The sequence below is a fragment of the Bacillus methanolicus genome, assembly GCF_028888695.1.
In the GTDB taxonomy this organism is placed as follows: Bacteria; Bacillota; Bacilli; order Bacillales; family Cytobacillaceae; genus Bacillus_Z; species Bacillus_Z methanolicus_B.
Map to the genome: position 1 here is coordinate 1392572 of NZ_PNFF01000001.1, position 12651 is coordinate 1405222.

10 protein-coding genes, 3 pseudogenes and 1 riboswitch are annotated in these 12651 nt (G+C 39.4%); of the genes and pseudogenes, 6 read left to right on the plus strand and 7 right to left on the minus strand.

Annotated elements, in window-relative coordinates; genetic code table 11:
- Positions 1-156: 156 nt before the first annotated feature.
- The 5 genes from C0966_RS06895 to C0966_RS06915 form a co-directional block, all read right to left on the minus strand.
- A complete protein-coding gene (locus C0966_RS06895) occupies positions 157-2571 on the minus strand; it encodes a heavy metal translocating P-type ATPase (protein ID WP_274854508.1) in 2415 nt (804 codons plus the stop codon).
- A gap of 70 nt (positions 2572-2641) precedes the next feature.
- The gene (gene copZ / locus C0966_RS06900; RefSeq protein WP_274854510.1) at positions 2642-2863 is read right to left on the minus strand and encodes a copper chaperone CopZ; all 222 of its coding nucleotides are present in this window, start codon (positions 2861-2863) and stop codon (positions 2642-2644) included.
- Positions 2864-2878: 15 nt separating this feature from the next.
- Positions 2879-3223 (minus strand): metal-sensitive transcriptional regulator, encoded by a 345-nt coding sequence (locus C0966_RS06905; protein WP_274854511.1) that lies wholly within the window; start codon positions 3221-3223, stop codon positions 2879-2881.
- A gap of 348 nt (positions 3224-3571) precedes the next feature.
- Positions 3572-4888, minus strand: a complete 1317-nt coding sequence (locus tag C0966_RS06910) for an ammonium transporter (protein WP_274854512.1) — start codon at positions 4886-4888, stop codon at positions 3572-3574.
- A gap of 5 nt (positions 4889-4893) precedes the next feature.
- Complete coding sequence (locus C0966_RS06915; RefSeq protein WP_274854513.1) at positions 4894-5253, minus strand: P-II family nitrogen regulator; 360 nt, start codon at positions 5251-5253, stop codon at positions 4894-4896.
- Positions 5254-5359: 106 nt separating this feature from the next.
- Here C0966_RS06915 and C0966_RS06920 point away from each other — a divergent pair.
- The 6 genes and pseudogenes from C0966_RS06920 to C0966_RS18565 all read left to right on the plus strand — a co-directional run.
- Positions 5360-5781, plus strand: a pseudogene (locus C0966_RS06920) (winged helix-turn-helix domain-containing protein); the annotation flags it as partial.
- 213 nt (positions 5782-5994) lie between these two features.
- Entirely contained in the window at positions 5995-6294 is a 300-nt protein-coding gene (locus C0966_RS06925) for a hypothetical protein (protein WP_274854514.1), read from the plus strand.
- Between the two features lie 296 nt (positions 6295-6590).
- A riboswitch (cobalamin riboswitch) is annotated at positions 6591-6784 on the plus strand.
- 140 nt (positions 6785-6924) lie between these two features.
- On the plus strand, positions 6925-9213 hold the full coding sequence (locus C0966_RS06930) for a ribonucleoside-diphosphate reductase subunit alpha (protein WP_274854515.1): 2289 nt from the start codon (positions 6925-6927) through the stop codon (positions 9211-9213).
- A 61-nt stretch (positions 9214-9274) separates the two neighbouring features.
- A complete protein-coding gene (locus C0966_RS06935) occupies positions 9275-10321 on the plus strand; it encodes a ribonucleotide-diphosphate reductase subunit beta (protein ID WP_274854516.1) in 1047 nt (348 codons plus the stop codon).
- Between the two features lie 10 nt (positions 10322-10331).
- Positions 10332-10766: a flavodoxin domain-containing protein gene (locus C0966_RS06940; protein WP_274854517.1), complete on the plus strand. Its 435-nt coding sequence runs from the start codon at positions 10332-10334 to the stop codon at positions 10764-10766.
- A gap of 55 nt (positions 10767-10821) precedes the next feature.
- A pseudogene (locus tag C0966_RS18565) lies at positions 10822-11012 on the plus strand (YnfA family protein); the annotation flags it as partial.
- A gap of 33 nt (positions 11013-11045) precedes the next feature.
- Here the strand turns inward: C0966_RS18565 and C0966_RS06945 are convergent.
- Together C0966_RS06945 and C0966_RS06950 are read right to left on the minus strand one after the other, a co-directional pair.
- Positions 11046-11726 (minus strand): annotated as a pseudogene (locus C0966_RS06945) (FAD-dependent oxidoreductase); the annotation flags it as partial.
- The gene (locus C0966_RS06950; protein WP_274854518.1) at positions 11681-12613 is read right to left on the minus strand and encodes a hypothetical protein; all 933 of its coding nucleotides are present in this window, start codon (positions 12611-12613) and stop codon (positions 11681-11683) included. The gene C0966_RS06950 and the pseudogene C0966_RS06945, both read right to left, overlap by 46 nt.
- Positions 12614-12651: the final 38 nt, after the last annotated feature.

Genomic DNA, 12651 nt, shown 5'->3' on the forward strand with positions numbered 1-12651 from the left:
TCCTCATGTCGAGAAGTATCTGATTGTTAATTATACTGTTGTTAGCCGATATGATTTATCTCTTCTACAGGTGGTCCGGCAAATGCGTCAATTTGCATAATAATCACCAACGACAACGATAAGCTAGATAATAGCTGATAAAGCCATAGTACTCTTCTATAATTTTACCCTTTGAAGTCGGAGTGCGTTTAACACAACGGACACGGAGCTGAATGCCATTGCAGCGCCTGCGAGCCATGGGGCCAGAAAACCGATTGCGGCAACCGGAATTCCAAGAGTATTATATGCAAACGCCCAGAAAAGGTTTTGCTTAATATTCCGAATTGTTATCTTGCTCATAAAAATGGCATCGGCAATGCTGTTTAGGTCCCCTCGGATCAGCGTAATGTCGGCAGCTTCCATGGCAACATCCGTTCCTGTACCGATGGCCATCCCTATGTCAGCAATCGCGAGTGCAGGTGCGTCGTTGATACCGTCCCCTACCATCGCTACTTTTTTGCCCTGTTGCTGCAGCTTCTTCACCTCTTCTGCTTTTCCATCCGGCAGTACTTCTGCAATTACATGTTCAATCCCTGCCTGTTTCGCAATAGCCCGGGCAGTCTGCTCGTTATCGCCTGTAATCATAATGATTTCAAGCCCCATCTCTTTCAAACGCTGAACAGCTTCCGCAGAAGTTTCTTTTATTGTGTCTGCTACCGCAACAATTCCGGCAAATGACCCATTAATTGCTGCAAGCATGGCTGTTTTGCCCTGTTTTTCAAGACTGTCCATTTGATCCAGCACATGTTCTATATTTACATTGTATTGATTCATCAAACGTCTTGTACCGATTATGACTTCTTTCCCATCAACCATTGCTTTAATGCCGTGGCCGGGAATCGCCTCAAAGTCTTCGGCATCCTCGAGAGCGATCTTCCTTTCTTTAATCCCATCTATGACTGCTTGGGCAAGCGAATGTTCAGACTGCTTTTCGGCAGAACCGACTAACGTTAAAAATTCCGCTTCGTCCATTTCTGTTATTACATCCGTCAAAACAGGGGCACCGTTTGTGATCGTACCCGTTTTATCTAACACTACGGTATCAATCCTGTGCGTCATTTCGAGGTGTTCTCCGCCTTTAAAAAGAATTCCATATTCAGCAGCCCGGCCTGAGCCCGCCATAATGGACGTCGGAGTTGCCAATCCAAGTGCACAAGGGCAAGCGATGACAAGAACGGCAATTAATTTTTCTAATGCTTCGGGAAAATCTCCGGGTGCTACCCATAAATACCAGACAAAAAACGTAAGAACCGAAATTCCAACAACAATCGGTACAAAAATTCCGGAAATCGAGTCGGCCAAACGCTGAATCGGTGCCTTTGAGCCCTGAGCTTCTTCCACTACTTTAATAATTTGAGCAAGAGCCGTGTCCTTACCGACTTTTGTTGCTTTTATTTTAATAAAACCATTTTTATTGATTGTGGCACCGATTACCGTATCACCGATTGTTTTATCAACCGGTACGCTTTCCCCCGTGATCATCGATTCGTCAAGAGCGGTGCGGCCCTCCAAAATTTTACCGTCAACCGGAACTTTCTCACCCGGCTTTACTAATAAGATATCACCGGTAACGACTTCTTCGAGCGGAATTTCTTTTTCTACACCGTCGCGCAATACTGTTGCCGTTTTGGCCTGCAACCCCATTAGTTTCTTGATTGCTTCGGAAGACCGGCCTTTCGCCTTTGCTTCGAACAATTTCCCGAGAATGATTAATGTAATCAAAATCGCACTTGTTTCAAAATACAGATCTACAGAATGAGTCTTGTTCTCTATCGATTCAATTGCCAAATACACACTGTAGAAATAAGCAGCTGACGTACCGAGTGCGACCAGTACATCCATATTTGCACTTTTGTTTCGAAGAGCTTTAAATGCACCAACATAAAACTGTTTTCCGATAAAAAACTGTACTGGTGTGGCTAAAGCCATTTGCACCCACGGATTCATAAAGGCTTCCGGAACGTAAAGAAAAGATGTGAAGCTAAAATGGCCAACCATGGCCCAAAGAAGCGGGAGCGATAATATCAATGAAAATATGAATTTTCCTTGCTGAGTTTTAATTTCTTTCAAACGATGATCGACTGCTTCTTTGTCGTTATCTTCACTTTTTACACTAGCGCCATAGCCAAGTTTTTCAACCCTTTGAATCATGTCTTTAGGTGAAACAATGGATGGATTATATTCGACCGCTGCTTTTTCCAGGGCAAGGTTAACGGTGGCATTAATAACCCCCTCCATCTTATTAAGCCCTTTTTCAATCCTTGCGGCACAAGCAGCACATGTCATCCCGGTCAAGATCAACTCAGTTTTATTCGTTACAACATCATAGCCAAGATCTCTTACTTTTTTCTGAATATCCGCCGGCCCCGTCACGGTAGGGTTATACTTTACGGTGGCTTTTTCGAGTGCCAGATTTACGTTCGCATCCTGAACGCCTTTCATTTTTTTTAAACCTTTTTCAATCCGGGTGGCGCAGGCTGCACAAGTCATACCTGTTATTTGAAATTGGCTTTCTAAAATTTTTTCACTCATCGCCAAGCACCTCATACCTATGTAGGGTATATTTTTATGAAAAAGAGAGCGTGCTGCACTGTCAGCACGTTCACACGTTCACTACTTGGACAACTTCATAGCCTTGATCATCAATGGTTTCTTTTATTTGATCAAGAGTCACTTCATCTGCATTGTATTCAACATCTACAGTACCGTTTTCAAGATGAACCGTTACATTTGATACACCTTTAAGCTCACCGACACTGTCTTCGACCGCTTTTACGCAGTGACCGCAAGACATGCCTTGTACATGTAATGTTACTTTTTCCATGCTTGTCGTCTCCTTTTACAGCTTCGTTAATTTTTGGATCGTAACAAGGACTTCATCTAAAACTTCCATGTCGCCTTCCTGGATCCTTTCGACAACACAGTTTTTTAAATGTCCTTCCAGAAGAATTTTTGCAACACTGTTTAAGGCTGATTGCGTTGCTGAGATTTGTGTAATCACATCATCACAATAAGTATCTCTCTCAATTAACCCTTTAATTCCGCGAATTTGCCCTTCAATCCGATTTAAGCGGGTAATGAGATTTTTCTTCACTTTCTCGGAATGATGGCTTTTCCTGTCACTAGTAACCATGCAGCAGCCCTCTTCTTCTTGGAAGGGATCATTTTCTAATTCAAATTCCATATGATTCCCTCCTTTACTTAATAAATATCATACCCCTGTATGGTATGTAAAGGGAAGTGTTTTTCAATTTTTAGAGTTTCAAATTTTTTTTGATCTCAACATGTCTCCCTCATCCGGTTTTTAAAAGGGTACGATCCTTGGAAAACTTCCTTTTTTAGCTTGACGCTAATCTTTTGTTAATTGCTGCAGATTTTTGTTATGATTTGATTTGCAACTATTTATATTAAAAATGAGCCTGACCTATAGAGATCTATGATCCCTTAGTAACAGACTCCTCAAAAAATTTATTAATTTGAACCAATATAGCCTAAAGTATTATTCACATACACAGTAGAAGTCTTTTCCCTATTAAACTACTTTACTGCTAACTTTTTCTTTGCTATTAACAGGGGCAACAGTAATACCTGTTGTTTCTTCAAAATTATATAAACTTACAGGCAAGTCCATGAACCGTTCTAATTCGTTATAAGCAGGAATTCCATGATAGGACATATCAAGACCTTCTTCTTCTTCACTTTCGCTTACTCGGAAACCGACTGTCTTTTCACATACTTTTGCGATAAAAGCACCTCCGATAAGACCCCAAATAACTACCATTACTGCACCTAATACTTGTATTTTGAAAAGGGAGAAATCACCAGTCGTCAAAAGACCTTGTGATGTATCAAACAATCCGACCGCAATGGTTCCAAATACACCATTGAATCCATGTACAGCTACAGCACCAACTGGGTCATCAACCTTTAAATGGTCAACGAATAAAGTAGCATAAATTACAATCACACCACTGATAGCTCCAATGATAATTGCACTCCATTGAGAGACGAAGGCACATCCTGCCGTTACTGCAACCAAGCCGGATAACACGCCATTGATGGTCATACTTGGGTCGGCTTTTCCGAATTTTTTCATTGTCAGGAACAGAGCAGCGGTCCCCCCGGTCGCACCTGCAAGCATCGTATTAATGGCAATCGATGAAAGGGCTGCATTAGAAGCATCTAATGTACTCCCTGCATTAAAAGCAAACCAGCCAAACCATAATATGAATGCACCGGCTGAAGCTAAAGGAATGTTACTAGGTGCAAAAACATTGGCACTGCCATCCGAATTAAATCTACCTTTTCTAGGTCCCAACAGTTTTGCCATTGCAAATGCAGCAAAGCCGCCTACTGCATGTATCGCAGCAGAACCGGCAAAATCCTTCATTCCTAATTTTGCCAACCATCCATCGCTGTTCCAAATCCAATGACCTGAAAGTGGATAAACGATGATACAAATAAGAGCTGCTGTTAAAACGTAGGCTTTAAAATTCATACGCTCGGCTACCGCACCCGACACAATAGAAATACAAGCTACCGCAAATCCCATTTGAAAAAGTACAAAAGCTGTACTAGGTAATTCAATAGAAAGAGCAATCTTTTCAGGGCTGCCAAATAAGGTCGTTCCAATGATTCCGAACGCATCTTTCCCATACATTACTCCAAAGCCAACCATCCAAAAAGCTAAAGCACCTACCGTTAAATCGACAATTATTTTCATTGTTACATTGACAGCGTTTTTCGTACGAACCAAACCGGCTTCCAGTAAACTAAAACCACCTTCCATAAACAGCACCATTGCCGCTGCTAACACAATCCAAACCGTATTTAAATACATCAGCTCCATGAAAGTCACCCCTCCTGATTAAGTAAATCATCAATATCAAAGTCTGCTTTACCTGTTCGAATGTTATAAGCTTCCAAAATTGGATAAACGTAAATTTTACCGTCACCATCTTCTCCGGTTTGAGCTGATTCATATATCTTTTTAATCGTAGGCTCCACCATATAATCAGAAAGAATAATCTCCAATTTAACTTTTGGATGGAGAGTCACTTGATAATTTTTTCCGCGATAGACACCTTGAGTATCTTTCTGTTTCCCTCTCCCAACTACCTGGGACACGGTAAAACCTGTAATTCCTATCTTCTTCAAGCCTTTAATCGTCTCAGTGAGTCTTTCCGGTCTAATAATCGCTTCAAGTTTTTTCATTTAAACCACCTATTCATGTGAGGTTTTATAACATCTTATGATAAGCAATATGACAATATATACAATATGTCAATAGCACATTAAATTGGAAATATTATGAATAAATGACATAGTGAAAGGATTAAGAATTGGTGCAGATGATTATGTGACAAAACCATTCAATGAGGAGGAACTATCGAAGCAGTGATGAGAAGGTGCGAAAATCAAAATCAAGAGAAAGTCACTTTTAAAGGCTTAATATGGGATCACGACTCTTTTGAATTAAAATATAAAGAAAATCATATCACAGTCACACCAAAGGAATTTGCTTTAATAGGTTTGTTTTTACGAAATCCCAACAAAGTGTTTACACGGGAGCATTTACTTTCTAACGTATGGGGCCAGCTTGCTGAAACAGAGGACAGAACCATTGACTCACATATCCGAAATATTTGAGAAAAATTGCGCAAGGCTGGCTTCCCGATCGATGATCAACTATTGACTGTTTGGGGAATTGGCTATAAGTGGAGAGTTGATGATAATAAGTAGTATGCCCACTACATTTTTCGTAATATCAACTCACGGTTCTGCGCGTTGGCTTCATAATTTGTAACTATTTTGATGCCACAACAAGTGCAATATAAATATGTAGTGGCTACCTTGATTATAAATTTTTATGGATAATAGTGGTTGGACAAATCACCTAATTCGTTATTAAACATAAAATGGAACAGAATGAAAAGAGGAAGGAAGTCTAATTTAATGAATCATTATCAACAACATTATTATCCAGTTAATCCTTATAATCAGTTCCCACAGTACCCTTATTCAGAGATGATGGCCCATCAAGTGACTAAACAAGTGCTATACCCTCAGTTCAAGAATGCTACTTTAGCAGCAATTAGCCCTTTTGTAAACTATGGTTTAAAGGAAGGAGCACAAACTTCTTATAAACATGCACTTCAAGAAGTGGCAGCAATGGCGTATTTACTTGGCAAAGGATTTGATCCTCAAACCGCTTATCTAACAGTTGAATCATGGGAAATAAACGAGCATTTTTAGATTGATTTAACGAACATACGATCATGTATGTTCGTTTTGTTAACGATCGTCATAATAGTTTTTTAAGGCTTGTAAAATAAAAACTAATTGCTATTGTATTACGAGTGCGTCAGCAAAATAAGCAGAGTAGAAAACTGATTTCAGAAGGGATTTACGTCTGCGAGTCATTAAATTTTACATAAAATAAAACCCTCATTTAAATTTGTCAAATAATACTTGAAAAAATAAAGCTGTTACTTTAGTATTGAACTTAACGTCTATATATTGAATAATCAAAAACGACAACAACTATATATTGTGTTGCCTTAAAATAAGATGCCATTAGGCTTAATAGGGAATCTGGTGAGAATCCAGAGCTGCCCCCGCAACTGTAATTGCTGACGAAATGAGCAGACCACTGTATAAGTAAGCTTTGTAGGTGCTTATATGGGAAGGGCTCAAAGTAGGAGGAAGCATAAGTCAGGAGACCTGTCTTATTTTAAGATGTTTCAACTTCTTCGGGGATTGAGAAGATGAAACGGTGGCAACAGAAGGCATAGGACTGGTCTTTTCTTTCCTACATACCTTTTGATGTTATCGTTTCATCCGCTCAAAAACCTTGAGCGGATTTTTTATTTAGGAGGGAAAATTTTGAGTACTGAAACCTATTCAGATCTTCATTACGTGTTGGAAGCTGTCAACCAGGCTGCAAACAAATATGATATCGATGCTACTGAAATCACGAAACGAATAAAAGAACTGAACGCAACTGAGTCTGAAGCAAACCAACAAGCTTTATTTTATGCTTTAAATCACATAGCGATGGATCAGCCTAATTGGACGTTTGTCGCGGCCCGTTTATACCTTAATGAATTATATGAAAAGGCAGCAACCAATCGATGCTATGACCGCTCTTCAAAGTATGGTGATTTTTATCAGCTCATCAAAGTATTAACCGAAAAAGGGATTTATTCTAGTGATCTTCTGTCCTTTTATACGAAAGATGAAATCGATGAGTTGGGAAAAGAGATAGATCCTGATCGCGATCATTTATTTAATTATATAGGACTTTTTTTGCTTGCTGACCGATATCTTGCAAAAGATCACGATCGGAATATTTATGAGCTTCCACAGGAGCGTTTCATGATTATTGCCATGACCATTATGAAACTCGAAAACCAGTCTATCCGATTAGACCTTGTTAAGGAAGCGTATTGGGCATTAAGTAATCTTTATATGACAGTAGCTACCCCTACACTATCAAATGCCGGTAAAAGTTACGGCCAACTTTCATCATGCTTTATTGATACGGTCGATGATTCTCTCGATGGCATTTATTTGAATAATTGGGATATCGCAAGATTAAGTAAAGACGGGGGCGGCATTGGAATCTATTTCGGAAAGGTACGGGCACTTGGTTCCGATATCAAAAAATTTAAAGGGAATTCTTCCGGGGTTGTGCCATGGATTCGATTAATTAATGATACTGCCGTTAGTGTCGACCAATTGGGGCAGCGGCAAGGGGCCGTGGCTGTTTATCTTGACATATTCCATAAAGACATCATGAACGGATTTCTTGATTTAAAAACGAATAATGGAGATGAACGCCGAAAAGCACATGATATTTTCACAGGTGTGACAATACCAGATTTGTTTATGGAAAAATTGCAGGAAATAGATGAAAACGGAAGAAGCATCGGGCTATGGCATACATTCTGTCCTCATCAAGTCAAACAAATCATGGGATGGAAAGATGAACATGGTAATCCCCTCGGACTTGAAGATTTTTATGATGAAATAGATAAAAAATATTTTACGGAGAAATACGAAGAAGCTGTCAATCACCCGCTTCTGCCCCGTAAAACCTATCGCGCAATGGATATAATGGCCCGTATTATGATCGCGCAGTTGGAAACAGGAACGCCTTATATGTTCTACCGTGATGAAGTGAACCGGCAAAACCCGAACAAGCATTTATTAAGTGAAGGACGCACTTCCATCTTTTGCAGTAATTTATGTACAGAGATTGCTCAAAATATGTCGACGACAACGATCATAAAAGAATATCAAGATAAGGATGGAAATATCGTTATCGTTCGGAAACCAGGGGATTTCGTTGTTTGTAACCTGTCCTCTATTAATCTGGCAAAAGCTGTTCCAGCAAATGTGTTGGAGCGTTTAATCCGTATTCAAGTCAGAATGCTGGATAATGTCATTGACTTAAATACGATATCGGTAGGTCAGGCACAACAAACAAATAAAAAATACCGAGCAGTCGGTTTGGGTACATTTGGCTGGCATCACCTTCTTGCTCTTGAGGGGATTCATTGGGAGTCTGAAGAGGCTGTTCGATACGCAGATAAACTTTATGAAGAGATTGCATACTACACCATCTGTACTTCCATGGAACTTGCAAAGGAAAAAGGACCATACAGCCAATTTATAGGTTCGGAGTGGCATACTGGTCTTTATTTTGAACGAAGAAACTATGTTTCAAGCCGCTGGATCGAATTAAAAGAAGCTGTAGCCAAACATGGAATTCGGAACGGCTGGCTGATGGCGATTGCACCTAACTCATCAACAGCGAAAATCGGCGGTTCAACAGATGGAATCGATCCTTTATACGCAGTAGAATACGCTGAAGAAAAGAAAAATTTTAAATTTAAAGTAACAGCCCCAGATTTGAATCATGTCACCTACAATTATTATCGCCGCGCGAGACATGAATTAGATCAACGATGGAGCATTAGACAAAATGCGGCACGCCAGCGCCATATTGACCAAGCGATCAGCTTTAACTTATATGTGCGGCACGATATTAAAGCAAAAGATTTATTAAACCTCCATCTCGAAGCATGGAAGCAAGGGTTAAAAACTACTTACTACGTAAGGAGCACATCCCAAGCTGAAATAGAAGAGTGCGAAGCCTGCCAAAGCTAAAACGGGGGAACAGGCCACCGTTTCTTTAAAGTGCTAAAATGATTTTCAGGAGGGTGCTTTGATGAACATACATTCACCATTAAAAAGAATTAAGCTGCTTAATCCACAGCATCCAAATAAATCGACAAGTATAATAAATGGGGAATCTTCCGGGTTATTAAACTGGAATGATATCGCTTATCCTCAAATGTATAATTTATATCAAACCTTACTATCGAATTTTTGGAAAGCTCAGGAGATCAACATGCAAGATGATATCAAACAATGGGATCTCCTCAGTAAAATTGAACAGGATGTTTTTTTGCGCATTAACACACAATTGGCTTCTCTGGATAGCTTGCAAACACCTACAATGTTCCAGGTAATGGATTATGTGACAGATTCCAGCTTTAAAGCTATTTTTGCCGTTATTTCTCAACAAGAAGCAGTTCACAATGAGTCATATTCTTATATCTTAAGCTCGCTTGTCCCGTTAAGTGAACAAAACCACCGCTTCAATCAAGCAAAAAATGATCCAATTGTCCAAAAGCGAAACCAACTTATATTAGATGTATATGAAGATTTTCGCGAAAATCCTACACCGCTAAATCTGTTTAAACTTGGTGTAAATTCTATTAATCTTGAAGGCATTTATTTTTATGCAGGATTTGCCTTTTTCTATAATCTGGCCCGACAGCAAAAAATGTTGAAGACAAGTACAATGATTAGCTATATCCAACGGGATGAAATGCAGCATGCCTATTTTATATCCCAATTTATACGAATTCTATTAACGGAAAACCCAGAATTAAACACAGCTGAAAATATTGATTATATCTACCATACAATTGGACAGGCTGTTCAGCTTGAAAAAGAGTGGGCACATTTCATCTTAAAGGATATAGACGGTATTGATTTGTATGAATTCGACGGCTACATCGAATATTTGGCAAATAAACGTTTGCGTCAGCTTGGATTGCAAAATTTTTATAAAGACAGGGACAACCCAATGCCATGGATCCACGTATTTAGTGATGAGATGATCAATGAAACAAAATCGGACTTCTTTGAACAAAAGTCTAGAACATATACAAAAGTGACTCAGTCAAACGGTTTCGATGAATTATAGGGGTTAAAAGATGAATATAGCCATCGTTTATACTTCTATAACAGGAAACACAAAAGAACTGGTGAGTATACTCCACCAGTTCTTTCTGAAATATCCTTTAAATATTGCACTATATTCTATTGATCAGTTTCCAATCGGTCAGTTAAATCAATTTCATGCAATTATAGTTGCAACCTATACATGGGGAAACGGAGATATCCCTCAAGAGATGAAAGAACTATATCGAGCCTTTGAGAACCAAGATGTAAAAAATGTGATTACAGGCGTGGTCGGGACCGGAGATCGGTTTTATCCTAAATTTTGTGGTGCAGTGGATGTATTCAGAGATATGTTATATGTTCACACAAATTTAGCTGCTACTTTAAAAGTAGAGCTGATGCCGCAGTCGCAAGACATCGAAAGGTGCATAAAGTTCGTTGACTGCATTGTAAAACGATTAATTTAACATAATTTTTATATTCTGCAAAAAGATGTTTTAGATTCTATCCATACCTTGTCCTGGCGTCATTGCTACTTTCCAAGCGTTTTCTTCTTTGGACGGGTTTATGCATCTTTTGGAGGTGTATTTATTGTTCTTTCCGTTTTATGAGGATGGTGGATCAATAAGAAAACACCTGATTTGTATGATAGGATAGTCGCAAGTATTTGTTTAATTGGTGTTGCCACTATGTTATGGGGTCCTAGACATTGAAATAGAGAGAATATGACGTTCTCCCATGGTTATTTATCCTGCACAGCAAGAAAGTTTAGACACATCCTTATCGATAGTAAGAGCGACTAATTTTAATCCTTCTGCCATCGTTAAATATGGTGCCAGAGTCTCTTGCAGGTCTTCTACTGTTAACCCAAATTTCACAGCTAATGTGGCTGCATAGATCACATCTCCTGCATTTTCTGCTACTACATGAACTCCTAATACTTTCAATGTTTTCGCATCTGCTATTAATTTAAAGACACCAGTGGTTTCGCGATTGGCAATAGCTCGTGGCACAGCTTCTAATGGTAAGACCGATGTTTTGACTTGAATTCCTTTTTCTTTTGCCTGTTGTTCCGTCAAACCCACAGTGGCAATTGATGGAGTAGTGAATGTGGCACCTGGAACCACTTCTAAATTTAATTTGCGATTCATCGCACCAATCGCATTATCCGCAACAATTCCTCCTTGGTAAGCAGCTGCGTATACAAATTGAGGGCCCATTATTACATCTCCGGCTGCATATATGCGAGGATTTGTTGTTCTCGAGTATTCATCAATAACGACTTCTCCTCGAGAACCTACCTCTACATGAGCTGCTTCCAAATTAAGGGATTCAGTATTCGGTTTTCTCCCTGTAGCAATCAATAGTTGTTCTGATTTAATCACTTTCTTTTTGCCGTCGACCTCAACATAAACTTTTTTGGCTTCATTTCTAACTTTTTATACGCCAACACCGATGCAAACATAAATACACATGTAATCAACGACCCTAGCGGCAACATTGCTACGAGATCATCAGGGAAGACAAACGGGAGCAGTGGAAATGCGTACACTGCCGGAACACGAATGCCAACAATTTGTAACAGTATAAGCATCAAAATCATATCTAACAGCGTTACCAATACCCACGAATCAATCGCAAAGTACAACAGTGTTCCGACAGTCGCAGATATTGTCAGAACAAGCCCTTGTTTAAAAGCCATTTTTCCGTTATACATCGGCTTTTGAAGTGACTCATACACAACAACAAGGATAGGCGGGATAGCGATCAATTCATAGCCAAACGACCAGCATAGACCAATCCACGCAAAAACGATTCCTAAGTACACTAGCTTGTACTTATACTGTATGTTCACTTTCTTCTCAAGTCCTTTGTTCAAACCAAATACGAGAACCCCAAGCATCAATATAAAAGTAAAAACGAATACCGATATAATAAATGACCATTCGTTTGCATCTGTCACGACCGGAAGCAAACCCGTTGCAATGGAGGGGCCCAAGTTCGATCGTATGATACGCAAAAAGAGCATCATTAAGATAAGTGTAAGGATTACTTTTCCTACTAATGCAATGTGTAATTGATTAACAAGAAAACCGATCACAGCAGTGAAAGACGGTGCGAGAAAAATCTTCGATGGCTGCCTGATCCATCCCGCTTCCCGGTATACCCACATGGCAATCGCCATTGCCGCAATTTCCGGCAAAATAATTTCAGGATCTTTCAATAATACGGAAGTTGTAATCATCGCAAGAATGATTGCAAAGGCAATAATATAAGAAAAAATGGTTACTTTCTTTGAAACAGCTGAATCCATGTTAATCCTTCCTTTTACTCGTGTTATTTCCATAAATA